The sequence below is a fragment of the Gilliamella sp. BG7 genome, from assembly GCF_046635565.1.
In the GTDB taxonomy this organism is placed as follows: domain Bacteria; phylum Pseudomonadota; class Gammaproteobacteria; order Enterobacterales; family Orbaceae; genus Gilliamella; species Gilliamella apicola_P.
Map to the genome: position 1 here is coordinate 29,465 of NZ_JBIDFB010000011.1, position 25,906 is coordinate 55,370.

Genomic DNA, 25,906 nt, shown 5'->3' on the forward strand with positions numbered 1-25,906 from the left:
TGAAATAAAATATGTTGTCTTTATTTTACTATATTAAACTAATTAATCAAAAAAAATGGTGATTTGAATCACAAAAAAAGAACAATTAATTTGTGAAGTAAAATAAATAATATAAAGTGGAATAATAATACTTAATTATCATCACTTAAAGATGTAAAATTTTATTACTTTTTATTATATACCCCTAATAACTATATGAGGTTAAACTTATGGGAATTTTAGCTTATATGCAACGTATTGGGCGTTCGCTTATGGTGCCAGTGGCCGTCCTACCTGCTGCTGCAATATTACTAGGGATTGGTCAGTGGATTAGTCATATGGAGTGGGTTAGTCATGTAAACTTGTTTGGACTTATGGAATGGGATGCTAGCATTGTTGCTAAATTTTTAATGACATCTGGTAGTGCGATTCTTAGTAATATGCCAATACTGTTTGCTATTGGTGTGGCTTATGGTATGTCTAAAGATAAAGATGGTGCAGCTGCACTTTCTGGTTTAGTAGGTTTTTTAATTATAACTACCTTATTATCACCGAAATCTATTGCTTTCTTTCAGGGAATAGACACAGAGGTCGTTAAAGATTGGCAAAAACTAGTGCCGCCGGCATTTAATAGCATCAACAACCAATTTATTGGTATTCTTGTTGGTATTATTTCAGCCGAGCTTTACAATCGTTTTAGTCAGGCTGAATTACATAAAGCATTAGCATTTTTTAGCGGTAAAAGGCTAGTACCTATTATCGTATCGATAGTTATGTTATTGGTTTCTGCTGTTTTATATTTTATCTGGCCATCTATTTATGATGCATTAGTCGCTTTTGGTAAATATATTAAAGATTTAGGTTCAGTGGGTGCTGGTATTTATGGGTTCTTCAATCGTCTATTAATTCCTGTTGGTTTACATCATGCTTTAAACTCAGTATTCTGGTTTGACGTGGCTGGTATCAACGATATTCCTTATTTCATAGGTGGACAAACCTCTATTAATGCGGGTAATGCCGTTGTAGGTGTTACTGGACGTTATCAGGCTGGATTTTTCCCTGTTATGATGTTTGGTCTGCCTGGTGCCGCACTAGCTATGTACCATACGGCTAAAAAAAGCAACAAAGATAAAACTGCATCAATCATGTTTGCGGCTTCTATTGCTGCATTTTTTACTGGTATTACTGAACCACTAGAATTTGCCTTTATGTTTGTTGCGCCAGTACTTTATTTTTTACATGCGGTTTTAACGGGTATCTCACTTTATATTGCAGCCGCAATGCAATGGATATGTGGATTTGGTTTTAGTGCAGGTCTGATTGATATGGTACTTCAATCAGTTAATCCCCTTGCTGTCCATTGGTATATGTTAATCTTTCAAGGTTTAGTATTCTTTGCGGTCTACTATTTAGTATTCCGTTTTGTAATTGTAAAATTCAACCTTAAAACACCGGGTCGTGAAGATGAAGTAGAAACAACCCAAAGTGAAGCGGAAAAATCAACGCAAGGAAATACAGATACAACAAAACTTGCAGAGCAATATTTAGCAGTTGTTGGAGGTAAAGAAAACCTAACCAATATTGATTCTTGTATTACACGTTTGCGTTTAGGCGTTAACGATTCGGAGCTTATTGATGAACAAGCTACTAAAGCACTTGGTGCAATGGCAGTAATAAAATTAGGCAAAACAGGGGTACAAATTGTGGTTGGTCAGCAAGCAGAAAAGATTGCAGATCAAATGAAAAAGCTAGTTAATTAAAATAAGAGTTAAATCAAATTAAACCATAATCCACTCCTATTTAAGTATAGTGAAAAAATAGAGTGGATTATTTATTTGATTTAATCATATACAAAATACTATTAGTAGTATTTATAAATAATCAGAAAAATCAAATAAAACAAATAGTCTTATTGAACGATTTTTGTTTAGGTATAATGCCTATTATTGCGGTGTAATATGTTGTATTTTAGTCTAGAATTAGAACCGAAAAATTACATCTTGAAGAGTTAATAATTGAGTTAATAACTGATTATTAATGACTTTACTAGGAATAGTATGAGGTATTTGAATTAGATTTCTCGATTTGAGTGAAGATTCACATACGTACACATCATCAATATCATAAAGCTCAAGCATATTAAAAGTTGCAATATAATCACGCATTAAAATTTTATGGGGTTGTTGTTCTGGTAATAAATGGAATACACCATCATCAATAAAAAAAACAGAAATATGGTTAATAGCTGATGTAGCCAATGCTATATCAAGAGCTTCTCGGCCTTTGGCATTTCCGTGAGGTGGTGAGCTAATAATAATTGCTAATTTTTTCATTTCAGTATCTTAAGTTAAAACTGAATAGTTCGATCTGTTGTTGCAATTGATTCACTTAGTTCTCCAAGGCCAGTTAAATGAAAATAATCCGCGAGATTATTTTTAATAACGCCACGCCTCTGAGCGGCAGCAACACAAACAGTTAAAGTTAAAGGGTATGTTTTTGCTAATTCCTGCCATGCAGAGATTAAATCAAATTCATCATTAGCGGGATCAGTATAACCGTTTCCATTATAAACACCATCAGAATAAAAAAAGACATTTTTTATAGTATGAGGAGTATGCGATAGTAAAACTTGTGCAAATTGATATGCACAATAAGCAGATTGGGTCCCATAAACAGGACCCATAACAACAAGAGTATAACTTAATGAATTAATCAAATTAGTTAGCCGATTGTTCTTGTTCTTGAGTTTGAGCTGGTTCTATCTCTTGAGTTTTATCATTTTTATCGCCATCAATACCAAGCAATTCAACTTCAAAAACTAATGTTGATGCAGGTTCGATTCCCGCTGTATCTTTTTGACCAGGAAGACTTTGGTCACCATAAGCTAAATCGGGTGGTACAACAAGTTTGATTTTACCGCCAACACCAATTAATTGAATCCCTTCAGTCCAACCTTTAATAACACCATTAAGAGGGAATGTAGCTGGTTCACTACGATCATAAGAACTATCGAATTTACGTCCATCAATTAGTGTTCCTGTATAATGAACAATGACCGTATCTTGAGCTGTTGGATGACGGTCTGAACCTTCTTGAATGATTTGATATAGTAATCCTGATTTTGTTTGTTTTACACCATCTTGTTTAGCAAATTCTGTACGGAATTTATCGCCGGATGTTGTATTTTCAGCTTTTTCTTTTTCAAAACGTGCTTTGCTTTCTTCTTGAATTCGTTTACCAAACGCATCTAATATGGTTTTAACTTCATCTTTTGAAAGTTGAGATGCATCAAGGAATGTCTCATTAAAACCACTAATTAAATATTTCTGATCTGGTTTAATTTCATTTTGTTCTAAATTAGACTTCATGTATGTTGCAAATGATGAACCTAATGCATAGGCTTCTTTTTGTGCATCAGTTGAAATTGTTATTTTATTTGATGAATTTTTATCATCACAACCAGCTAATGCTAACACAATTGCACTACTTACCAAGGTCATTTTAATCAATGATTTCATTCTACTTCTCCAATTTATAAAACTTTTTAGGTAATTATTTTAGTTATTATATATGATTTGATATAAAATAGTGTTTACAAATCATTTATTTTATATAATTTATATTAATACATTAATAATACAAGGCAAGCAATATTTCGCATATTTAAATCATTCTTGAGCGAAAGAGGTAACCTCAGTTATAATGTGAAAAATTTATAGTAAATAATGTATAAGGATAACTATTTTGACTACCGAACTTAATACCCTTGATGTTGAAGAAATTATCAGTCTGTTACCTCATCGTTATCCATTTTTAATGGTTGATCGAGTCCTTAGTTACGAAAAAGGTAAAACACTAAAAGCGATAAAAAATGTTACTGTGAATGAACCGTTCTTTCAAGGGCACTTCCCAAATAAACCTATTTTCCCAGGCGTTTTGATTTTAGAGGCAATGGCTCAAGCAACAGGAATATTGGCTTTCAAAAGTATTGAAGAGCTATCACCAGGTCAACTTTATTATTTTGCTTCCATTGATAAAGCACGTTTTAAACGCCCTGTAGTGCCAGGAGACCAACTTATGCTCGATGTTGAATATATTAAAGAGCGTCGTGGTATTGCATTATTCCATGGTGTTGCAACTGTCGATGGTAAGTTAGTTTGCGAAGCTGAAATGATGTGTGCTCGCAAATAATTGCTTGTTTTTTTAGCATTTCCCTAAAAATAGTATTAAGGAATAACTATGGCAATGGAAATACATCCAAGCTCAGTGATTGAAAAAGGAGCAAAAATTGGCGATAACGTCAAAATAGGCCCTTTTTGTTTTATTGGTGAGAATGTAGAAATTGGTGACGGAACTTTTTTAAAATCACACGTTGTCATCAATGGGCATACAAAAATCGGTAAAGATAATCAAATTTATCAATTTGTCTCGATTGGTGAGGTAAACCAAGATTTAAAATACCGTGGAGAGCCAACACGCACTGAAATTGGCGATCGCAATATGATTCGTGAAAGCGTAACTATTCACCGTGGCACTTTTCAAGGTGGTGAATTAACGCATATTGGTAGCGATAATTTATTGATGATTAATGCACATGTTGCACACGATTGTTATATTGGTGATCACTGTATTTTAGCAAATAACGCCACTTTAGGTGGGCATGTTCAATTAGATGATTATGTAATTATTGGTGGAATGACAGCCGTTCATCAATTTTGTGTCATCGGATCACATGTTATGGTCGGTGGTTGTTCAGGTGTTGCTCAGGATGTTCCACCTTATGTTATTGCACAAGGGAATCATGCAATCCCCCATGGGGTAAATTATGAAGGCTTAAAACGTAGAGGCTTTAGCAAAGATGCTTTGCGGGCGATTCGCAGTAGTTATAAAATCCTTTATCGAAATGGCTTAACGTTGGAAGAGGCAAAAGTTGAAATTGAAACCATTGCCAAACAACACCCTGAAATCCAATTATTTATTGACTTTTTTGCCCGTTCAACACGTGGCATCATCCGTTAATGGCCAATAAAACGTTAGTCATTGCATTGGTCGCTGGAGAAGCTTCGGGCGATGTTCTTGGCGCAGGGTTGATTTGCGCGCTAAAAAATTACCATTCTAATATTGAATTTATAGGTATAGCGGGTCCGAAAATGCAAGCCGAAGGCTGTAAAGCTTGGTATGAAATGGATGAGTTATCAGTGATGGGCATTGTTGAAGTCTTGGGGCGATTACGCCGAATTTTAGCAATTCGCAAAGATATTACTAGACGTTTAATTGCACTTAAGCCTGATATATTTATTGGCATTGATGCACCTGACTTTAATCTTTCTTTAGAAGGTAAGTTAAAACAAGCTGGCATTAAAACAATTCATTATGTTAGCCCATCTGTTTGGGCCTGGAAGCAAAAACGCGTTTTCAAAATTAAGCGTAATACTAATCTTATTTTAGCCTTTTTACCTTTTGAAAAAGCCTTTTATGATAAGTTTGATGTTCCTTGTCGCTTTATTGGCCATAAGATGGCAGATGATATACCTTTAACTCCAGATCAAACAGCTATGCGTCAAAAATTAGGTGTACCTCTCAATAGCCTTTGTTTATCACTATTACCGGGTAGCCGTCATGCTGAAGTGACATTATTATCAGCACCTTTTTTAAAAGCAGCAAAGCTATTACGAGAACGTTATCCTAATATACATATTCTAGTGCCTTTAGTTAATATTAAAAGGCAAAAAGAATTTGAACAAATCAAAACTCAAGTCGCACCAGAACTTAAAATACAGTTACTACATGGTCAAGCCCGTGAAGCAATGATTGCGAGTAATGCAGCAATCTTAGCATCGGGGACTGTGGCATTAGAATGTATGTTAGCTAAGTGCCCAATGGTAGTTGGCTACAAAATGAAAGCATTCACTTTTTGGTTAGCTAAAAAATTAATTAAAACACCTTATGTGTCTTTACCTAATATTTTAGCCGGTAAAGATATTGTACCTGAATTGTTGCAACAAGATTGCACACCAGAAAATATCACCAACCGTATTATCCCTTTTTTAGAGGGGGATAATTCAGAACTAAAACAGATATTTTTATCTTTGCATAATCAAATTCGTTGTAATGCTGATGAACAAGCTGCTAAAGCTGTACTAGATGTATTAAAGGAGCCACATTGTTAGAGTTTACCTATCCAGATACCACTTTAATTGCTGGTGTCGACGAAGTTGGACGAGGTCCACTTTGTGGCGATGTTGTTACCGCTGCAGTTATTTTAGATCCTAACAAGCCCATTAAAGGTTTAACTGATTCTAAAAAACTAACCGAAAAAAATCGAGAACATCTATTTGATATTATCAAACAAGATGCTTTAGCTTGGAGTATTGCGAGAGCATCTGTGGACGAAATTGATAAATTAAATATATTACATGCTTCTATGCTTGCTATGCAGCGAGCTGTGTCTAAATTACCTATTAAACCCAATTTTGTATTAGTTGACGGCAATCGTTGCCCCGATTTTGGTATACAAACACAAGCTGTAGTTAAAGGCGATTTATTAGTGTCAGAAATCAGTGCTGCGTCTATTTTAGCCAAAGTTACACGCGATCATGAAATGGTAGAGCTTGATAAATTATATCCACATTATGGGCTTGCTAAACACAAAGGTTATCCAACTAAAGCGCATTTAGCTGCAATAAAAGAACATGGTATTAATCATTTATACCGTAAAAGTTTTGCACCAGTTAAGAGTTTAGCATTATTTTAATTAACTATTGTTTATCAACCGCTGTCAGCAATGGAGAGTTAAAAATAGAAACTGGTAAAATAACCATTTCTTGATAAGGAATTTTGTTTCCATAACGTTCTTTCAATTTTTTCTTCACGGCAGGCGATGAAAAATTAAAATCTTTGATAGTTTGTAATTGACCAATTTTCAATTTAAGTACCTTATCATAAATTTTCTAGATAAACTCAGAACAATAGATATAATTATTGTCCCAACCAAACCAGATATCATAAGGTTTTCTTTCCAAACTACTTGCGACTTACTTTAATTTAGCAATTTCGTTATTGGATAAATTGTAATTTTTTAAATGTCTTATGATGTAGCTTTTTATTTTTTACCACGTGCAATCCAACTATGTAGTAGCGTATAAACTACTTTATTAGTAATTTCAAAAACATATGGATAGTTTGTAGCTTGTTTAACTACTAGACTTTGTTTTGATTGTAAGGATTGAAAATAATATCACCATTTTGATGTTTATAACTAGCAATACGAGTGAAAGCTAACTAAAGACAGCATAGGCATATAATAAAACGCATTAAGTTACCCACAAAAACTCATAACGTTGCGAATTATAAAAAAATAGTTACTTATAGAAATACTTTTATAAGTAACTATCGAAGAAAGAGAAAAATTAATCTTGATGAGTAAAGAGAGATGCAAATTTATTTTTATACATCTCTTTGCTAGTTTTAGCAAAGCAAATTGTTTTAAAAATACCCAATAAACTTGCTTGATGCATACGGTATAACAGGCGATGAATACTTAAAGCAAAAAATCCTTTAACATTCATTTCGCGTTTACCTGCAATTTTAACTACACCTTGTGCTGTATCATGCAGAGAAATAATCGTTCCATTATCAATATAATTAAATGATTTCATTGGTTTATTATTTAACATGTTAATGATATTTTCATAACATATTTTTGCCATTTGATGTGCGGCTTGTGCAGTAGCTGGCGAGGCTCGCCCGCTGTTTTGCATAGCATAAGCACAGTCACCAATAACAAAAATATTATCATCGCGCGTTGTTTGTAATGTTGGTTTAACCACCAGTTGATTCGAACGGCTTGATTCTAAACCCGCAATATCTTTTAAATAATCAGGTGCTTTTACGCCTGCAGTCCAAATCATAATATCTGCGCTAATAATATCGCCTTCCTTTGGATAAAAGCCGTCACTTTCCGCCTTGGTTATCATGGTTTTTGTTAATACATGAATACCACGTTTTTGAAGGGTATCGGTAATATTTAATGCCGTTTTTTCAGGTAAAGCAGGTAAAATACGGTCAGTTGCTTCAATAATAGATACATCAAGCAAATCAGAACACATTTTATTGCGTCCACAGTTACCAAATGTTTCAACCATATGAGGTAACTCAGAAGCTAACTCAACACCTGTTGCGCCACCACCAACAATAGCAATACGAATTTTATCTTCAATCGTCGTTTCATGTTCATCAATAATTGAACAAAAACTAGCAAATTTTGTAATCAGTGTTTCACGTAGACGAATTGCAGCGTTTTGGTCATCTAAAAAGATACAATGTTCTTTAACTCCTGGTGTGCCAAAATCGTTTGAAGTACTTCCTATTGCCACAACTAATGTATCATATGGTACAGAAATAGATTCACTATTTGAATTCTCAATAATAACATGCTTTTCTTCACGATTAAGATTAGTAAACGAGCCTTGAATAAATTGAAAATGGTGTTGTTGTCCTTGTTCAGCATAATCAATTTTATCAGCTTGCTCATTTAGAATACCGGTAGCAACTTCATGTAATAAAGGTTTCCAAATATGATAAGTATTTTTATCTATTAGTGTAACCTCGGCTTGATCATTCTTCCCTAATTTATCGCCAAGATCAGTTGCTAATTCTAATCCTCCTGCGCCACCACCAATAATAATTATTTTAACCATATTAAATACCTTAAATTTTTATTTTTTAATAGTTTACTAAATAAGTAGGTTTTTATCTATTTCTTTTGACTAATATCACTTATAAATAAAACCTATTAAAGTATTATTTTATAATTAATAAAATTTATTTTAAATAAATATAAAAAATCAGTTACCACTATAATAACTTAGTATTGATATTAATTCATTTTTAAATTAAATTGATATGCTCTGTGTAAATAAAGCAATTTTCGTATAATGGGAGAGAGTAAATTTTACATATGCTTATTTTACAAAGTATATAATAATTTTAATTCTCTATTTCTTATCTCTTTAATACCACTCTATACAAAGTTTTATGAACAAAAAAGTTTTTACTATTATTGCGTTAATCGTTATTTTAATATCAATGACGATTTTAATTCGCTCACACAATAGTCAGTTTATCCTACAAGGTGAAGTTGATGCACCGAATGTTAACGTTGCGTCTAAAGCCAAAGGTAGAGTGCAATTTATTCATGTTCATCGAGGTGATGACGTTAAACCTGGTGATATTGTTATTACTCTCGATAGCCCTGAGCTTTTAGCTCAAGTCAAAGCGGCTGAAGCTGCGCGAGACCAAGCAAAAGCTCAATTAGCACTTTCGGAGCATGGAACTCGTGAAGAAAGCATCCGTTATTATGAAGCAATTCTTAAGCAAGCAAAGGTAACATATGATAATGCTTCCAAAGAATATGAGCGTAACAAAACTATTTCGGCCAAAGGTTATGTTTCTCAATCTATCTTAGATAGCGCATTAAAAACACGCGATTCAGCTTTTCAACAAGTTCAATCAGCACAAGCTAATTTAGACCAAGCTAAAAATGGAGATCGTATTGAGCAACGTGAAATTTATGCAGCCAAATTGGAAGAAGCCGAAGAACAACTTAAACAGCTACAAATACAATATGATGATTTACAAGTTAAAGCGCAAGTAGCAGGTGAAATTGGTTCTATTCCTGCTGAAATCGGCGAATTGTTTAATGCTAACAGCCCATTGTTAACAGTGATTCAACTACCTCAAGCTTATTTTGTATTTAACTTGCGTGAAGATATTATGTCTAATATTCGCAAAGGCGATCATATTATACTTGAAGTACCAGCACTCAATCACAAAGAGATTGAAGCCGAAATTCGTTATATAGCACCGATGGGCGATTATGCAACTAAACGTGCAACAAGAGCAACAGGAGATTTTGATTTGAAAACCTTTGAAGTCAGACTCTATCCTATTGCACCTGTTGAAGGTTTACGTGCAGGTATGAGCACATTATGGAAGCTAGACAAATAATGTTAGATTTCTGGCATCGTTTTAAAGAGGCGTTTAACGCCGAAATACCACAAATTTTTAGGCGATTTACCTTTCACTGGTTAATGTGGATTATGCCACTAATTATTTTTGTATTAATTAGTAGTATTTTTTATCGAGGTGTATTATATGATTTACCAGTAGGTTATATTGATCAAGATAAGAGTACTTTATCACGCGAACTCGTGCGTAATCTTAATGCTGCAGCACATGCAGATCTTATCAATTATGATAGCCAACTTTTTGATGCTGAGCGTGATCTGCAAAAAGCAAAAATTTATGCGCTACTTTATATTCCACCTAATTTTGAAACGGATGTATTATCAGGTCGCCAACCTACACCAATGCTTTATTATAATGCGTTATATTATAGTGCTGGCTTATATTCGATCATGGATTATTCTGGGTTGATAGCAACAATCAATACCCAATATCGAACCACCATGGCTACTAGTATTGGTATGCCAGTTCCCCCTTTGGCAAAAGTTAATTTTAATTATGATGGTTTATTTAATGCTAGTGGTAACTCAATGTACTTCCAACAATTTTCCGCAGTAGTGCATTTATTGCAGCTATTTGTTGTAACCACAACAATTCACATTCTAGCACAGTTGCCAAAGCGAACTCGTCCTAGCTACCCTTTTGTTTTAGGGAAATTAGCACCTTATACAATTTGGTTTACTATGCTGCTTATTTTTGAAATTGCTATGCTCGTTTTGTTTTCTAATGCGCGTGTATCGGGTTCTCCTTTTGCCATGATGATAGTGGTATTTTTCTATGTTATTGCTGCACAAAGCATAGGTATTTTGCTATACACTTTTACTAAAACTCCTATTGATGCCTATACTTATATAGGTATTTTAGTTGGACTTGCATTAACTTATTCTGGTGTTGTTGTACCTGAACTATCCATGCCATGGATTGCTAGATTTATCTCTTCGCTTGAACCATTAACTTATGCACTAAATAAACTGTTCGATCTGTTTTTGCGTCATTCTAGTTATTTGTCGGTGTTAAAAACATGCGGAATTTTAATGATCTATCCAATTATTATTACCGTGTTAGTTAGAAAGCGTCTAGTAAGGCGTTTACATTCACAGTAAGAGGATAAATTTAGATGATTAAAATATTTTGGTCTTCATTTATAAGAATATTCTTTTATCTGTTAGGACGACCAATGTGGTTATTGCTACTATTGTCAGTATCATTAATGAGCCTTGTTTATATTAATGGAACTATCACTAATTTACCGATAGCAATTGTTGATCAAGATCATACTCCAACAAGCCGTGGTTTAATTCGCTCATTAGAAACAAGTTCTAAAATTGATACAATTATTTATGAAAGCTCTCTTCAGGCTTATGATGATATCAATAATCGTAAACTTTTTGCTGTGATCACAATTCCAAGAGATTTTGAAAAGCGCCTAATAAATGGTGAAGAAGTTACAATACCTGCATATGGTGATGCTTCAAGTCGTTTAGCTAATGGTTTAATTCAAGTTGATATAAAAGGGATATATCAGCAGATATTGACTGAATATAATATTAAAATAATGCGTAATAACGGATTTTCAGATAAACAGATCAATATTATTTTATCACCTATAAAAGGCCAAACCGAACCACTTTATAATGCAGGAATCAGTTTTGCCGCCATTACCTTTCCAGGTTTGTTAGTCATGTTGTTACAACACTCTTTTTTAATTGCTTCAACTCGTACTAATATCACCCTAAATTCGCTACCCCAAGGCAAACCGCCTAAAATTGTTGTCTTTGGCAGTTTATGTGGGTTATTACCTATCTGGTTATTTTTATCTATTGTATTATTTGGTTTATGGCCTTGGATACTTGGTTATCGGCAATTGGCTAGCATTCCCGAAATATTAATCATGACATTTCCACTATTACTTGGGGCGCTAGGTTTGAGCAAATTACTAACAGAATGTTTACGCCGTACTGAGATGATATATCTTACATTAGCATTTTTAACCACACCTGTTTTCTATCTTTCAGGAACCATTTGGCCTATTGATGCAATGCCATTATGGGTACAATGTGTTTCTTATTCTCTACCTTCAACTTGGGCAACCAATATGATTGCAGGAGTGAATCAAATGGGGTTAAGCTTATCAGATAACTGGCTAAATATATTTATGATACTTTTACTAGGAGTAATATATAGCTCGTTAGGTATTTTTATATCAGCCTTACGAGAAGGAAAAGTTAGACAGGTATTAAAAAAATAAAAAATTTTTGATATAAAAAAACACAACTAAAATTATAAAATTAGATAAAACATTGGTAGTGTAACTACACTCATCCTATTACGATAGCCAAAATTAATCTAAATAACTAGATAATTCAATCATTATTTTGACATTAAGAAATATAACTAAAAGACACTTACGCAAAACCTTTTCCAAATGCTTTCATCTCATAATAGAGCTCGGCTATTAATGAAATAATAAAAGTATATATCTGATATATTATGAGTTAAAGTCAAATATCAAATTAAAACATAAAACAACATATTCCACCACGAAATACTGATAAATTAACCTTTTTAAAAAGTATAATTTTCTTTACTTTTTAGCCGAGGCTCATTAGATCAATCCAAATTTTTGTAATGCTTTAGCAATACCATCATTATTATTAGTATCTGTAACAAATTCAGCTTTTGCTTTTAATTCATCAACTGCATTACCCATAGCAATAGGATGATCAACGGTTAGAAACATTTCAAAATCATTCATACCATCACCAAATGCATAAGTTGGCACATCAGTGAACTCTTTATTTTGTAATAACTGAGTAATACCATAACCTTTAGAGCCACCATGATTAAAAACATCAACACAGTAAGGGGTATTACGAATAAAGGTTAGCTCAGGAAAAATATCTCGATAAAGATCCTCTCCAGTTTCACAAAGTAATAAAAGCATCTGAATAGGTGATTTTAAATAAACCTTATCATCAACGGAAGGAACTGGTTGCTTAAGATAATGATAAAACTTCTCGGCTGGTTGACTATACTCTGATATACACATCATTTCATCATTATAAAAAGATAAAGGAATATTCGTTTCCTGCTTAGAATACTGATATATCCTTGTTATCACATCTTTATCAATATTATTAGTAAAAACCTTTTCGCCTTTGTACAAAACAACTTGCCCATTCATACCAATAATTGAATCAATTTTAGTTTTTTGCATTAAATCAACAACTTCACAAGGTGTTCGACCGGTTGCAATCATTGGAATAATATTATTTTGTTTTAATTTCTCTATAGCTTCAAGGGAGCTAGACAATACATCAATTTGGCTATTAAATAGTGTCCCATCTAAATCAAAAAAAACAATAGCTTCAGGTTTATGACTCATATTACAAATCCAAAATATTTTTAATAAAAGGAATAGTTAACTTTCGTTGTTGTGCTAACGTTGCTACTTCAAACTTTTCTAATAAAGAAAACAATGTACGCATATCACGATTAACACGTTTTAATAAAAATAACCCAACATCTGTTGATAGTTCAAACCCACTTAATTGCGCTCTCAATTGCAGAGCTTTAAGCTTGTCATCATCGCTAAGTTCTTTTAATTGATAAACCTGCCCCCAAGACAACCTAGAAACTAAATCAGGCAATATAAAAGAAATTTGTTTAGGTGGAGCATTTGCAGTTATCAATAACTTACTCACATTTTTTTCTGTCAAACGATTAAATAAATCGAAAATAGCCTCTTCCCAATCTCTATGACCAGCTATTGCATCAATATCATCTAAACAGACTAAATCATAATTTTCTAATCCCTGTAAAATTTCAGGTACCAAATGATAATGCTGTTTTAATGGTATATAACTAGCTAATTTATTTTGGCTTGACGCATGTAAAAGGTGAGTTCGGCCTGCAACGCTAGCCGCCCATATATAAAAGACATTAAAACCCTCTTTACCTAATAAGGTTTGCAACGAATCAAACAATAACCGATTATTACCTACATAAAAACTATCAAAAGTTTCATTATTAGATAACGGAAAAGGCAAAGGTAGCTGTGAAAGAGTAATAAAGTAACCTCACAATACAAATAAAATCATATTAAGTATAAATTTGCTTTTATAAAAATCAATCACTTTTATATAAAAAGACAAATAGATAACTGCTAATTCAAAAATAAAACAAAAAACAACAAAATGATCAAAACATTCTGTTTAAAATAAAAACAATAAAAAGTTAAAATTCAAGCAATCAAACTTAATTTTTGTGGATAAATCTGTTAAAAATTAGGATAACAAGCTGTTATGATCGCATTAACAACTTCAAAATAGAAAACACTTGTGGATAAAAAGAATAGTTAAACACAAGTTTAAACAAAAAAAGATCCGATCAATTAACAGAATAAACCGATCGATAAGATCCTATAAAATAATTATAAAAAAGAGTTATCAACAAAAAAGATCCGATCTAATAATAATAAAAACAAAAAGATCATATAAAAGATCTTATTTTATTTAAATCACGATCGAAATAGATCATTTGACGTAACCGAAAAGATGAGTAAAATCTCCAACCCTAAATAAACCAAATCTCCCGATCTAAATTAGCGATCATCTGTACACAAAATAAATATGAGGTTTTTTATGTTTTATCCAGATCTTTTTGATGTCATCATCGTTGGTGGCGGTCATGCAGGAACAGAAGCAGCAATGGCATCAGCAAGAATGGGGCGAAAAACACTATTTTTAACCCATAATATCAATACATTAGGACAAATGTCTTGTAATCCCGCCATTGGTGGAATAGGTAAAGGCCACTTGGTAAAAGAAATTGATGCAATGGGTGGTTTAATGGCAAGAGCTATTGATCATGCTGGGATCCAATTTAGAATCTTAAATAGTAGTAAAGGACCAGCAGTAAGGGCTACAAGAGCACAAGCAGATAGATCACTATATTGCAAAGTGATACGAAAAACACTTGAAAACCAAGAAAACTTAATGCTATTTCAGCAATCTGTTGAAGATGTGATCATCGAAAACGATCAGATCATAGGTGTAAAAACCCAAATGGGCGTATCCTTTAAAGCTAAAGCTGTTGTGTTAACAACAGGTACCTTTTTAGATGGGAAGATCCATATAGGACTTAATAATTATAGTGGTGGACGAACAGGAGATCCAGCCTCGATCAGTTTATCAAAATCACTTCATCAATATCCATTTAGAATGGGACGATTAAAAACCGGTACCCCACCACGAATTGATGCTAGAACAATTGATTTTTCAAAATTAGGCACACAATATGGCGATGATCCTGTTCCTGTATTCTCATTTTTAGGTAATACAAGCGAACATCCTAAACAAATTCCTTGCTATATAACAAGTACTAACGAAACAACACACGAGATCATTCGAAATAGCTTAGATCGTAGTCCTATGTACACAGGTGTAATAGAAGGAGTTGGCCCAAGATATTGTCCATCAATTGAAGACAAAATTATGCGTTTTGCGGATCGTAATTCTCATCAGATCTATTTAGAGCCTGAAGGATTAGATAGCAACGAAATATATCCAAATGGGATCTCAACAAGTTTACCATTCGATACACAATTAGCATTTGTACGCAGTATGAAAGGATTAGAAAATGCTAATATTGTCAGACCAGGTTATGCGATCGAATATGATTATTTTGATCCAAGGGATCTTAAGCCAACACTTGAAAGTAAAGTTATCAAAGGTCTATTTTTAGCAGGACAGATCAATGGTACAACTGGTTATGAAGAAGCCGCAGCTCAAGGAATGCTTGCCGGTTTAAATGCAGCACGTTTTGTATATGATCAAGATCTATGGTATCCAACCCGTGATCAAGCTTATTTAGGGGTGTTAGTTGATGATCTTTGTACTCTTGGCACTAACGAACCTTATCGCATGTTTACCTCGCGTGCAGAATATCGTTTAATGTTACGTGAAGACAATGCTGATATTCGCTTAACTGAGATTGGTCGCAAGCTAGGCATGGTTGATGATTATCGCTGGCAACGTTTTAACGAAAAATTTGAAGCTATTGAACAAGAAAGAGCAAGATTACGTGATATATGGGTACATCCTCATATTGAAAGCATTGACGAAGTAAATGCCGTGTTAAGTGCTAATTTGACTAAAGAAGCCAATGGAGAAGAGTTACTTAAGCGACCTGAAATGAGTTATAACACATTGAAATCGCTTTCATTATTTGCGCCTGGATTGTCTGACGCACAGGCTGCGGAACAGGTTGAAATTCAGGTTAAATATGATGGATATATAAAACTGCAAATAGAAGAAATTGAACGTCAAAAACGCAATGAAGAAACGCTTATTCCTGAGCATATTGATTATGCTGAAATATCGGGTTTATCGAACGAAGTTGTGGCTAAATTAAAACAACATAAACCTGTTTCAATTGGACAAGCTTCGCGTATATCAGGAATTACTCCTGCTGCGATTTCAATGTTGCTAGTTTATTTAAAAAAGAAAAATTATGTTAAAAAAGAAACTCATTAATCTAATAGATCAAACGGATCTTTTGATCTCAGAATCACAAATAGATCAATTGATCCATTATGTTGAAATGCTCAACAAATGGAATAAGACTTACAACTTAACAGCTGTACGAGATCCTAATGAAATGTTAATCAAACATATCATGGATAGTTTAGTTGTATCGCCCTATTTAACTGGCAAAACTTTTATTGATGTTGGAACCGGTCCTGGTTTACCAGGCGTTCCACTAGCAATTATTAACCCAGATAAACAATTTGATTTGGTGGATAGTTTAGGTAAGCGTATTCGATTTTTAAAACAAGTACAGTTTGAATTAAAGCTAACTAATATAAACCCAATACAAAGCCGAATAGAAGAATATAATGATAAAAAGTTTGATGGGGTTATTAGCCGAGCATTTGCTTCATTGCAAGACATGCTTAGTTGGTGTAAACATCTTCCTAATGAACAAGGAGCTTTTTATGCTCTAAAAGGAAGTGACATAGATCCTATTACAGATGGTTTTACGCTTAAACAAAATATAAAATTGATTATACCTGGGTTAGATGCTGAAAGGTGTTTAATTATTATTCAATAATTTTTGTGCTTAATTAAATGATTTTATTAAACTTTTTGCAAATTTAATTTTTTCGCTTTTTCAAATAATCTTTAATACCATCAATAATTGATTTAGATACTTGATTTTGGAACGAAGCAGTCTTTAATTTTTTTTCTTCGGTAATATTACTAATAAAGGCTGTTTCAACCAAAACCGATGGAATATCGGGTGCTTTTAACACTGCAAAACCAGCTTTTTCAAGTGATTGTTTATGTAACTTATTTATTTTTTTCATTCGATTCAAAATAGCATTACCAAGTAACACACCATTATTTAACGTTGTTTTTTGAACCAAATCTAAAATAGTATTATCTAAATATTTATCGCCACTGCGGCTAACACCGCCTATTTGATCTGCTTCATTTTGAGTTTGAGCTAAATAACTAGCAGCTGAACTACTTGCTCCACGTGTTGATAAAGCAAAAACAGATGACCCACCAACAGAACGGTTAGCAAAGGCATCAGCATGAATAGAAATAAAAAGATCAGCACGCAACGATCGTGCCTTAGCTACGCGGACTTTTAATGGAATAAAGACATCTTCATTACGAGTCATATAAACTTTAATATTTGCCTCTTTCTTAAGTAAATTATAAGTTCGACGCGCTATTTGCAAAACGATATCTTTTTCGCGTGTTCTATTATAGCCAATAGCTCCCGGATCTTCGCCACCGTGACCAGGATCGAGTACGACAATAATTGGTGCATTTTTCTTTTTATTAGTCTGGGTTTTGATCTCTGCTTGTTTTTTACTAAGATCACCGGTTTTATATTCTTCTAATAGTGCAAGTAAAGGATCATCATCACTTGTTGAAGTTGTTCTGTAAGGATAAAGATCCATCACTAAACGATGTTTAAATTCTGCAATTGGTGATAGAGTAAAAGTATTAGGATTAACATTTTGTTTTAATTCAATCATAATTCTTACAATTTTAGAATCTATTTGCAAAACTTGTATCGACTTAATATAAGGATCATGACTTAAAACTTTTGATGATATTGTTTTTAAAGTTGGATTTAAATTGAGATTATCAATGTCAATCACTATTCTATTCGGATTAAATAACGAAGCGCTTTTATAGTTGAGTTTAATATTTGATTCCAAAGTGATTCGTGTATAGGTAGATGAAGGCCAAACTCGTACAGCAACAATTTGTGCTTTGGTTGCTGCAAAACCAACTCGAGTAAAGGATAATAAACATGTAGCAATAATACCTTTAACTAATAGGCGTTTTGTTGGGCTAAATGTTTTTTTCATATATTAAATACTTTATTTATTATCAAAATTAGTCGCAAATAATAGCATAAAAAGAAAGGACTTTAAAAAAGAATGATTATCATAATTGTCTGTTATTATTGATAAATAAATTTTTTTAATTATCCACCAATTTTTATTATAAAAAAGATTGTCTTTAAATGTTAAAAATAAGCTTTGTTTTGATTTTTTTATTTTATTCTAGACCCTACAATCACAAAGGATTACAATATAGTACGCTAAAATCGCGGATTTAAACCCGTTTTCATTTTAACAATTAAATATAACTGAGTTATTGATGAGCAAAAAATTACATATCAAAACTTGGGGCTGCCAAATGAATGAGTATGACTCAACAAAAATGGCAGATCTCCTTGAATCCACCCATGGTTTAACATTAATAGATAATGCTGAAGAAGCTGATATTTTATTACTCAATACTTGCTCTATTCGAGAAAAAGCCCAAGAAAAAGTCTTTCATCAATTAGGGCGTTGGAAGAACCTTAAAAAAAATAATCCAGATATCATTATTGGTGTGGGAGGTTGTGTTGCTTCGCAAGAAGGTGCCCATATTCGTAAACGAGCGCCATTTGTGGATATTATTTTTGGACCTCAAACCTTTCACCGCTTACCAGAAATGATTGAGCAAGTTAAAAGTGGTAAAGGCAATCATGTGGTTGATGTAAGTTTTCCTGAAATTGAAAAATTTGATCGCCTACCAGAGCCTCGTAGCGAAGGCCCAACTGCGTTTGTTTCGATTATGGAAGGATGTAATAAATATTGTACTTATTGTGTAGTTCCTTATACCCGAGGTGAAGAAGTTAGTCGACCTTGTGATGATGTCATCTATGAAATAGCTCAACTTGCCGAGCAAGGTGTACGTGAAGTCAACCTATTAGGTCAAAATGTAAATGCATATCGTGGACCAACATTCGATGGTGATATTTGTTCCTTCGCAGAGTTATTACGTTTAGTTGCAGCCATTGATGGTATAGATCGCATTCGTTTTACAACTAGCCATCCAATAGAATTTACTGATGATATTATTGATGTTTATCGTGACACACCAGAACTAGTAAATTTTTTACATTTGCCAGTACAAAGTGGCTCAGATCGCGTATTAAACTTAATGAAACGTACACATACTGCGCTTGAATATAAATCAATTATTCGAAAACTACGTAAAGTACGCCCAGATATCCAAATTAGCTCTGATTTTATTGTTGGTTTCCCCGGTGAAACTCAAGAAGATTTTGAGCAAACAATGAAGCTAATTGTTGATATCAATTTTGATTTGAGTTACAGCTTTGTTTATTCAGCACGTCCAGGTACTCCTGCTGCTGAAATGGAAGATAATGTTTCTGAAGAAGATAAAAAACAACGACTTTACATACTTCAAGAACGAATTAATCAACAAGCCATGCAATTTAGCCGCCGTATGTTAAATACCGTGCAACGTATTTTGGTTGAAGGTCCATCCAAAAAAGACCTTATGGAATTAACTGGTCGAACTGAAAATAATCGAATTGTTAACTTTGAAGGCCGTCCTGAAATGATTGGTAAATTTGTTGATGTTGAAATTACCGATGTTTATCCAAATTCATTGCGCGGTAAAGTCGTTAGAACCGAAGATGAAATGAAGTTACGTGTGAGTGAATCTCCAATATCCATTATTTCACGTACACGAAAAGAAAATGATTTAGGAGTTGGGATTTATCAACCTTAAAAGAGTTAAAATAATTATTTGAGGGCTTACATTTGAATATTACAACACAAGAAACCATGCTTGAACCAGCCGATAATCAACGGCTTAATAGTCTTTGTGGTCCTTATAATGATAATATAAAAAAGCTAGAGTGTCGACTAGGTATTGAAATTAATCAACGGAGTAATTTATTTTCAATAACCGGAGATGATATTTTTGTTCGATCTGCTATTGATATTTTGCAATCTCTTTATAAACAAACCAAAAATAAAATAATTGATATTGAACCTGAGCAAATTCATTTAGCAATCAAAGAAACAGGTGTACTTGAAAAAGTAAGTGAACACTTACCTGCTTATATCAAGCACCAAGGTGGAAAGTTAGTAGCAATTAAAACTAAACGAGGCATTATCAAACCCCGAACGACGAATCAAGCACAATATATTGCTCATGTTTTGGATTACGATATTTCTTTTGGTATTGGTCCTGCTGGAACAGGTAAAACTTATTTAGCGGTAGCAGCTGCAGTTGATGCGTTGGAAAAGCAACAGATTCGTCGTATTGTACTAACTCGACCAGCAGTCGAAGCTGGTGAAAAACTTGGCTTTTTACCAGGTAATTTAAGCCAAAAAGTGGATCCTTACTTACGTCCACTTTATGATGCTTTATTTGAAATGTTAGGTTTTGAAAAAGTAGAAAAACTGATTGAAAAAAGTGTAATTGAAGTGGCGCCACTTGCCTATATGCGTGGACGAACATTAAATGATGCATTTATTATTCTTGATGAAAGCCAAAATACAACGATTGAACAAATGAAAATGTTTTTAACTCGAATTGGTTTTAATTCAAAAGCGGTAATAACAGGTGATATTACTCAAATTGATTTACCGCGTAATCAAAAATCTGGATTACGTCATGCTATAGAAGTATTAAGCCAAGTTGAAGAAATTAGTTTTAATTTTTTTAATAGTGAAGATGTCGTGCGTCATCCAGTAGTTGCAAGAATTGTTAATGCTTATGAAAAATGGGATGAACAGGAATATAAGTTGCAGCATATAGAAAAAAGTATGTAGAGGAGGAATATTATCTCTATTTCAAGTAAAAGAAAGAAAACTAGAATTCGAGATCATTCTGCAGAAGCAAGCTTGTTTTTGCGCCGAGCGCTGTTTTCTTTTATTGCAATTATTATTTTAATTATCGTGTTGATTGTAAACTTAGCTGGTTTACAGATTTTGAATTATAGTTATTACAGTACGAAATCCAATGATAATCGTATTGAAATTATTCCTATTTCACCAAATCGAGGTATGATTTATGATCGTAATGGTATGCCATTAGCGATTAACAATATTACTTATCAATTAAATATCATTCCAGATAAAACTAAAAATCTTAATAAACAATTTGACGAATTAAAAAAAATTGTTGATTTGACCGATGAAGATATTGAAACTTTTCAAAAAGAGCGACGCAATTATAAAGCCCATCGTCCAGTACCGCTAAAAGATGATTTGACCGAAAAACAAATAGCTCGTTTCGTTGTGGATCAACATCGTTTTCCGTTTGTTTCCATTGTTGGTATACAGCATCGTTATTATCCTTATGGATCATCATTGACGCATATTCTTGGCTACATTTCTAAAATTAATAGTCAAGATAAGCAGCGTTTAGCAGATGAAAATAAAACTAGCGATTATGTGGCAACTTTTAATATTGGAAAAATGGGGATAGAAAAGTATTACGAAGATGTATTACACGGAACTCCAGGTTATGAAAAAGTTGAAGTTAACAGCCGAGGTAGAATTGTACGCCAACTAAATCAACATCCACCTCAAGCGGGTGAGGATATCTATTTATCTATTAATTTAAAATTACAGCTTTATATAGAACAATTACTGGCTGGACGTAAAGCGGCTGTGGTAGCTATTGATCCTAACAATGGTGAAATTTTAGCCTTAGTTTCTAGCCCAAGTTATGATTCTAACTCTTTTGTTGGTGGCATATCGAGTACTAAATATAGCGAATTACTCAAAGATCCTAGTAAGCCACTTTTCAATCGAGCTTTACTAGGAGCTTATCCACCAGCTTCGACTGTTAAGCCTTTTATTTCCATTGCGGCCTTAAGTGAAGGAGTGATCACCCCAAAAAGCGTGGTTAATGATCCTGGTTGGTGGCAATTACCTGGTACTGAACGGCGTTATCGTGATTGGTTAAAATGGGGGCACGGTCGAGTTGATATATTAAGAGCGATTGAAGAATCAGTTGATACCTACTTTTATCAAGTTGCTTATGATATGGGGATTGACCGCTTAAATTCGTGGATGACTAAATTTGGTTATGGTCAACGAACAGGTATAGATATTTCGCCAAACGAAGAAACACGAGCTGTTATGCCTAGTCGTGAATGGAAAATAAAACGCTATAAAAAGTCTTGGTTACAGGGCGATACTATTCCAGTTGGTATCGGTCAAGGATATTGGACTGCAACGCCTATTCAAATGGCAAAAGCATTAACAACTTTGATTAATAATGGTAAAACTTATACTCCACATTTTCTATTATACAAAAAGAGCGATATTTTAAATTCAAATGAACTTCAACCCTTGGTTAAGCCTGAAAAATATTTAGAGGATAATAGTTTAGTTAATGTTAAATCAACTTATTGGAATGTAGCTAAAGAAGGTATGCGCCGTGTTATGTTTGGATCTCGAGGAACAGCACGTAAGCTTTATACTGATGCAAAATATCAAGCTGCTGGCAAATCAGGGACTGCACAAGTTTATGGTTTAAAGCAAGATGAAGTCTATAACGCTCATAAGATCCCTGAGCATTTACGTGATCACGCATTATTTATAGCTTATGCTCCTTACGATAAACCAAAAATTGCTTTAGCCATTGTTTTAGAAAATGGCGGTGGTGGTAGTTCGAACGGTGGTGCAGTCGCTCGTAAAATATTGGATTTTTATCTTCTTGGCAATAACTCAACAGAGCTAGATGAACCATCACCAAATACAGGAGCTGAAGACTAATAATGAATAGTAGTAAAAAATCTTTTTGGCAAAAAATACATATTGATCCTCTGTTTTTTTTATTTATTACTTTATTACTTGGTTATAGTCTTTATATACTGTGGAGTGCAAGTGGACAAAATATTGATATGATGCAAAAGCGAGTAATACAAATTTTACTTGGCTTTGCTGTAATGATTTTACTGGCTCAGTTTTCACCTAGAACCTATGAAAAATTGGCACCATATCTATATATCGCTTGTATTATTATTTTATTATTAGTTGATATTTTTGGTTATACTAGTAAAGGTGCACAGCGCTGGTTAGATTTAGGTATTTTACGATTCCAACCTTCTGAAATAGCCAAAATAGCCGTGCCATTAATGGTTGCAAAATTTATTCATCGTGATGGATGCCCACCGCCATTAAAAACAACATTACAAACACTTGGTATAATTGGAGTACCGACATTACTTGTTGCTATGCAACCGGATCTTGGCACAGCAATATTGATTATTATGTCAGGAATTTTTATTATTTTTTTAGCAGGCATTAATTGGCGCTATATTCTTATTGCATTAATTTTAATTGCTATATTTTTACCAATTATGTGGTTCTTTTTAATGCACGATTATCAGCAAAAAAGAGTATTAATGCTGATCAATCCTGAGCTTGATCCAAGCGGTGCTGGTTATCATATTATTCAATCCAAAACAGCAATTGGATCAGGCGGTATATGGGGTAAAGGCTGGCTTCAAGGCACACAATCGCAACTTGAATTTTTACCTGAGCGGCACACCGATTTTATCTTTTCAGTCATAGCTGAAGAATTTGGTTTTATTGGTTCCATTATTTTATTAATTTTATTTTTATGTTTGATTGTGCGAGGACTTATTATTGCAGCTCAAGCACAAACAACATTTGGACGAATTTTATCGGGTGGACTAATTTTAGTATTTTTTATTTATGCTTTTATTAATATTGGCATGGTTAGTGGAATCTTACCAGTAGTTGGTGTACCATTACCATTAATAAGTTATGGTGGCTCATCTTTAGTCGTATTAATGGCAAGTTTTGGCATTATAATGTCTATCCACACACATCGATATATGTTGTCTAAAAATATTTAACGGAATTGAAATAAATGAAAAAGAAATTTAAATTATCTTTTGCGTTGTTTGCGCTTGCACTTTGTTCATCAGTATCGGCTGAAATGGCTTTTCCTATCCCAGCTATTCCGCAACTAGATGCTGAATCTTATATATTAATCGATGCAAAATCGGGCGAAATTTTAGCGCAATATAACGCTGAACAACAGCGTGATCCAGCTAGTCTAACCAAAATGATGACCAGCTATGTGGTTGGTCAAGCACTACACTCAGGACGCATAAAAAATGATGATATGGTTGTAGTAAGTAAAGATGCATGGGCAACGGGTAACCCTGTTTTAAAAGGGTCATCATTGATGTTTTTAGAAGTGGGTAAAACAGTATCAGTTTCTGATCTTAATAAAGGTATTATCATCCAATCTGGTAATGATGCTTGTATTGCAATGGCAGAACATGTAGCAGGAAGCCAAGGGGCTTTTGTTAACCTAATGAATGATTATGCAAAAAAAATTGGATTAGCGCATACTCATTTTGAAACAGTTCATGGGCTTGATGCACCAGGGCAATACACAACAGCCAAAGATATGGCTTTTTTAGGGCAAGCATTGATTCGAGATTTACCTGAAGAATATTCTATTTATAAACAAAAAGAATTTACCTATACTTTATCAAAACCACAACTTAATCGAAATGGACTACTTTGGGATACCACATTAAACGTTGATGGAATTAAAACAGGGCATACCAATGCTGCTGGTTATAACTTAGTTGCTTCAGCGATTGATGGCAATACCCGATTGATTTCAGCGGTACTAGGTGGACGAACATATAAAGGCCGTGAAGAAGAGAGCAAAAAACTATTAGTATGGGGATTCCGCTTTTTTGAAACCGCAAATCCTGTAAAAGCAGATACGCCATTAGCGACAAAAACGATTTGGTATGGAGATGAAAATAAAATTCAACTAGGTGCAATTAATGGGTCTTACATCACTGTACCAAAAGGACGTTCAGCTGATGTACAAGTTGAATATAAAATTGACGATTATATTTATGCACCAATAACAAAAGGTACTGCCGTAGGTAAAATGCAGTTTCTATTAGATGGTAAAGTAATTAGCGAACAACCTCTTGTCGCTTTACAAAATGTTGAAGAAACAGGATTCTTTGGAAGTATCTGGGATTGGATAAGCTTACAATTCCATAAATTGTTTAGCTAGTTTTTACTATCATTGTTCTGTAAGTATTAGCTTACAGAACAATCTTATCCCCCTTCAAAACTAACTCTACCTATTATGTCAAATTTACAGTAAACAAATAAATTAACTGTAATAGAATAATATAAAAATAAAACTATCCGTTCAAATAAGAGCAGATGAAAAATTCAATGACTAAACTTTTCATAGCTGAAATAATCATCTTATTCATAATAACTAGCAAAAAATATCATGTAACTGTTATTTGTGTTAGATAATAATATATATTCACTCAAGAATGTTTAAAAATGTGGCGTTTAAGCTAAATAGGTATTGCTTTATTATTTTATTGCTATAATATAGCCACTTCTTTGACGCGGGGTGGAGCAGCTTGGTAGCTCGTCGGGCTCATAACCCGAAGGTCGTTGGTTCAAATCCAGCCCCCGCAACCAATTTTAGCTAGTCCGTAACAACGCCACAGTACTCCAAACATTACA

Annotated in this window: 23 protein-coding genes and 1 tRNA gene; 16 read left to right on the forward strand and 8 right to left on the reverse strand. The window is 33.6% G+C overall.

Going from position 1 to position 25,906, the window contains the following annotated elements:
- The first annotated feature begins 209 nt into the window (after positions 1-209).
- Positions 210-1,739, forward strand: a complete 1,530-nt coding sequence (nagE, locus tag ACGH49_RS08175; protein ID WP_065607072.1) for an N-acetylglucosamine-specific PTS transporter subunit IIBC — start codon at positions 210-212, stop codon at positions 1,737-1,739.
- 219 nt (positions 1,740-1,958) lie between these two features.
- On the opposite strand, the gene tusC is transcribed toward nagE, so the two are convergent.
- Genes tusC through fkpA form a run of 3 tightly spaced genes read right to left on the reverse strand, consistent with a single transcriptional unit; the run spans position 1,959 to position 3,497 of the window.
- On the reverse strand, positions 1,959-2,312 hold the full coding sequence (gene tusC, locus ACGH49_RS08180) for a sulfurtransferase complex subunit TusC (protein ID WP_065607070.1): 354 nt from the start codon (positions 2,310-2,312) through the stop codon (positions 1,959-1,961).
- A gap of 14 nt (positions 2,313-2,326) precedes the next feature.
- On the reverse strand, positions 2,327-2,692 hold the full coding sequence (gene tusD / locus ACGH49_RS08185; RefSeq protein WP_081298026.1) for a sulfurtransferase complex subunit TusD: 366 nt from the start codon (positions 2,690-2,692) through the stop codon (positions 2,327-2,329).
- Positions 2,693-2,696: 4 nt separating this feature from the next.
- Positions 2,697-3,497, reverse strand: a complete 801-nt coding sequence (fkpA, locus tag ACGH49_RS08190; protein ID WP_411588973.1) for an FKBP-type peptidyl-prolyl cis-trans isomerase — start codon at positions 3,495-3,497, stop codon at positions 2,697-2,699.
- A gap of 226 nt (positions 3,498-3,723) precedes the next feature.
- On the opposite strand from fkpA, the gene fabZ reads away from it, so the two are divergent.
- Genes fabZ through rnhB form a run of 4 tightly spaced genes read left to right on the forward strand, consistent with a single transcriptional unit; the run spans position 3,724 to position 6,733 of the window.
- Positions 3,724-4,170 (forward strand): 3-hydroxyacyl-ACP dehydratase FabZ, encoded by a 447-nt coding sequence (gene fabZ, locus ACGH49_RS08195; protein ID WP_034910827.1) that lies wholly within the window; start codon positions 3,724-3,726, stop codon positions 4,168-4,170.
- A 48-nt stretch (positions 4,171-4,218) separates the two neighbouring features.
- Positions 4,219-4,998: an acyl-ACP--UDP-N-acetylglucosamine O-acyltransferase gene (gene lpxA / locus ACGH49_RS08200; RefSeq protein WP_411588974.1), complete on the forward strand. Its 780-nt coding sequence runs from the start codon at positions 4,219-4,221 to the stop codon at positions 4,996-4,998.
- Positions 4,998-6,149 (forward strand): lipid-A-disaccharide synthase, encoded by a 1,152-nt coding sequence (gene lpxB / locus ACGH49_RS08205; protein ID WP_411588975.1) that lies wholly within the window; start codon positions 4,998-5,000, stop codon positions 6,147-6,149. Before lpxA ends, lpxB begins: the two co-directional genes overlap by 1 nt.
- Positions 6,143-6,733 (forward strand): ribonuclease HII, encoded by a 591-nt coding sequence (gene rnhB / locus ACGH49_RS08210; RefSeq protein ID WP_411588976.1) that lies wholly within the window; start codon positions 6,143-6,145, stop codon positions 6,731-6,733. The genes lpxB and rnhB overlap by 7 nt, the downstream gene beginning before the upstream one ends.
- A gap of 4 nt (positions 6,734-6,737) precedes the next feature.
- Here the strand turns inward: rnhB and ACGH49_RS08215 are convergent, their stop codons facing one another.
- Both ACGH49_RS08215 and ACGH49_RS08220 read right to left on the reverse strand, forming a co-directional pair.
- Entirely contained in the window at positions 6,738-6,905 is a 168-nt protein-coding gene (locus tag ACGH49_RS08215; protein ID WP_411588977.1) for a hypothetical protein, read from the reverse strand.
- 483 nt (positions 6,906-7,388) lie between these two features.
- Complete coding sequence (locus ACGH49_RS08220) at positions 7,389-8,678, reverse strand: NAD(P)/FAD-dependent oxidoreductase (RefSeq protein WP_411588978.1); 1,290 nt, start codon at positions 8,676-8,678, stop codon at positions 7,389-7,391.
- Between the two features lie 337 nt (positions 8,679-9,015).
- Here ACGH49_RS08220 and ACGH49_RS08225 point away from each other — a divergent pair, with 337 nt between their 5' ends.
- The 3 genes from ACGH49_RS08225 to ACGH49_RS08235 are packed head-to-tail and all read left to right on the forward strand — an operon-like array spanning position 9,016 to position 12,253.
- Entirely contained in the window at positions 9,016-9,987 is a 972-nt protein-coding gene (locus ACGH49_RS08225; RefSeq protein ID WP_411588979.1) for an HlyD family secretion protein, read from the forward strand.
- A complete protein-coding gene (locus tag ACGH49_RS08230; RefSeq protein ID WP_411588980.1) occupies positions 9,987-11,108 on the forward strand; it encodes an ABC transporter permease in 1,122 nt (373 codons plus the stop codon). Before ACGH49_RS08225 ends, ACGH49_RS08230 begins: the two co-directional genes overlap by 1 nt.
- Before the next feature lie 17 nt (positions 11,109-11,125).
- Positions 11,126-12,253 carry an ABC transporter permease gene (locus tag ACGH49_RS08235; RefSeq protein ID WP_065607125.1) on the forward strand — a complete coding sequence of 376 codons (1,128 nt, stop codon included), beginning with the start codon at positions 11,126-11,128 and terminating at the stop codon, positions 12,251-12,253.
- Positions 12,254-12,610: 357 nt separating this feature from the next.
- Here ACGH49_RS08235 and ACGH49_RS08240 read toward each other — a convergent pair whose 3' ends face one another.
- Together ACGH49_RS08240 and hda are read right to left on the reverse strand one after the other, a co-directional pair.
- Positions 12,611-13,390 carry a Cof-type HAD-IIB family hydrolase gene (locus ACGH49_RS08240; protein ID WP_411588981.1) on the reverse strand — a complete coding sequence of 260 codons (780 nt, stop codon included), beginning with the start codon at positions 13,388-13,390 and terminating at the stop codon, positions 12,611-12,613.
- Position 13,391: 1 nt separating this feature from the next.
- Entirely contained in the window at positions 13,392-14,075 is a 684-nt protein-coding gene (gene hda, locus ACGH49_RS08245; RefSeq protein WP_080702332.1) for a DnaA inactivator Hda, read from the reverse strand.
- A gap of 573 nt (positions 14,076-14,648) precedes the next feature.
- Here hda and mnmG point away from each other — a divergent pair.
- Entirely contained in the window at positions 14,649-16,541 is a 1,893-nt protein-coding gene (mnmG, locus tag ACGH49_RS08250) for a tRNA uridine-5-carboxymethylaminomethyl(34) synthesis enzyme MnmG (RefSeq protein WP_411588982.1), read from the forward strand.
- Positions 16,519-17,118, forward strand: a complete 600-nt coding sequence (gene rsmG, locus ACGH49_RS08255; RefSeq protein WP_411588983.1) for a 16S rRNA (guanine(527)-N(7))-methyltransferase RsmG — start codon at positions 16,519-16,521, stop codon at positions 17,116-17,118. Before mnmG ends, rsmG begins: the two co-directional genes overlap by 23 nt.
- A gap of 43 nt (positions 17,119-17,161) precedes the next feature.
- On the opposite strand, the gene ACGH49_RS08260 is transcribed toward rsmG, so the two are convergent.
- Positions 17,162-18,397 (reverse strand): N-acetylmuramoyl-L-alanine amidase, encoded by a 1,236-nt coding sequence (locus ACGH49_RS08260; RefSeq protein WP_411588984.1) that lies wholly within the window; start codon positions 18,395-18,397, stop codon positions 17,162-17,164.
- A gap of 295 nt (positions 18,398-18,692) precedes the next feature.
- Here ACGH49_RS08260 and miaB point away from each other — a divergent pair, with 295 nt between their 5' ends.
- The 6 genes from miaB to ACGH49_RS08290 all read left to right on the forward strand — a co-directional run bounded on the left by miaB (position 18,693) and on the right by ACGH49_RS08290 (position 25,861).
- The gene (miaB, locus tag ACGH49_RS08265; RefSeq protein WP_411588985.1) at positions 18,693-20,120 is read left to right on the forward strand and encodes a tRNA (N6-isopentenyl adenosine(37)-C2)-methylthiotransferase MiaB; all 1,428 of its coding nucleotides are present in this window, start codon (positions 18,693-18,695) and stop codon (positions 20,118-20,120) included.
- 32 nt (positions 20,121-20,152) lie between these two features.
- Positions 20,153-21,172 (forward strand): PhoH family protein, encoded by a 1,020-nt coding sequence (locus tag ACGH49_RS08270; RefSeq protein ID WP_411588986.1) that lies wholly within the window; start codon positions 20,153-20,155, stop codon positions 21,170-21,172.
- Positions 21,173-21,190: 18 nt separating this feature from the next.
- Positions 21,191-23,128 (forward strand): penicillin-binding protein 2, encoded by a 1,938-nt coding sequence (mrdA, locus tag ACGH49_RS08275; protein ID WP_411589007.1) that lies wholly within the window; start codon positions 21,191-21,193, stop codon positions 23,126-23,128.
- Between the two features lie 2 nt (positions 23,129-23,130).
- Complete coding sequence (mrdB, locus tag ACGH49_RS08280; protein WP_065607048.1) at positions 23,131-24,237, forward strand: peptidoglycan glycosyltransferase MrdB; 1,107 nt, start codon at positions 23,131-23,133, stop codon at positions 24,235-24,237.
- 14 nt (positions 24,238-24,251) lie between these two features.
- On the forward strand, positions 24,252-25,433 hold the full coding sequence (locus tag ACGH49_RS08285; protein WP_411588987.1) for a serine hydrolase: 1,182 nt from the start codon (positions 24,252-24,254) through the stop codon (positions 25,431-25,433).
- A 351-nt stretch (positions 25,434-25,784) separates the two neighbouring features.
- Positions 25,785-25,861 (forward strand) — tRNA-Met (locus tag ACGH49_RS08290).
- Positions 25,862-25,906: the final 45 nt, after the last annotated feature.

Bases quoted from the DNA above. Each gene is read 5' to 3' on its own strand.
- ACGH49_RS08285 (WP_411588987.1), top strand. From the start codon at position 24,252: ATGAAAAAGAAATTTAAATTATCTTTTGCGTTGTTTGCGCTTGCACTT.
- lpxA (WP_411588974.1), top strand. From the start codon at position 4,219: ATGGCAATGGAAATACATCCAAGCTCAGTGATTGAAAAAGGAGCAAAA.
- ACGH49_RS08230 (WP_411588980.1), top strand. From the start codon at position 9,987: ATGTTAGATTTCTGGCATCGTTTTAAAGAGGCGTTTAACGCCGAAATA.
- ACGH49_RS08220 (WP_411588978.1), bottom strand. From the start codon at position 8,678: ATGGTTAAAATAATTATTATTGGTGGTGGCGCAGGAGGATTAGAATTA.
- tusC (WP_065607070.1), bottom strand. From the start codon at position 2,312: ATGAAAAAATTAGCAATTATTATTAGCTCACCACCTCACGGAAATGCC.
- mnmG (WP_411588982.1), top strand. From the start codon at position 14,649: ATGTTTTATCCAGATCTTTTTGATGTCATCATCGTTGGTGGCGGTCAT.
- nagE (WP_065607072.1), top strand. From the start codon at position 210: ATGGGAATTTTAGCTTATATGCAACGTATTGGGCGTTCGCTTATGGTG.
- ACGH49_RS08240 (WP_411588981.1), bottom strand. From the start codon at position 13,390: ATGAGTCATAAACCTGAAGCTATTGTTTTTTTTGATTTAGATGGGACA.
- fkpA (WP_411588973.1), bottom strand. From the start codon at position 3,497: ATGAAATCATTGATTAAAATGACCTTGGTAAGTAGTGCAATTGTGTTA.
- ACGH49_RS08260 (WP_411588984.1), bottom strand. From the start codon at position 18,397: ATGAAAAAAACATTTAGCCCAACAAAACGCCTATTAGTTAAAGGTATT.
- lpxB (WP_411588975.1), top strand. From the start codon at position 4,998: ATGGCCAATAAAACGTTAGTCATTGCATTGGTCGCTGGAGAAGCTTCG.
- miaB (WP_411588985.1), top strand. From the start codon at position 18,693: ATGAGCAAAAAATTACATATCAAAACTTGGGGCTGCCAAATGAATGAG.
- mrdB (WP_065607048.1), top strand. From the start codon at position 23,131: ATGAATAGTAGTAAAAAATCTTTTTGGCAAAAAATACATATTGATCCT.
- rsmG (WP_411588983.1), top strand. From the start codon at position 16,519: ATGTTAAAAAAGAAACTCATTAATCTAATAGATCAAACGGATCTTTTG.
- ACGH49_RS08225 (WP_411588979.1), top strand. From the start codon at position 9,016: ATGAACAAAAAAGTTTTTACTATTATTGCGTTAATCGTTATTTTAATA.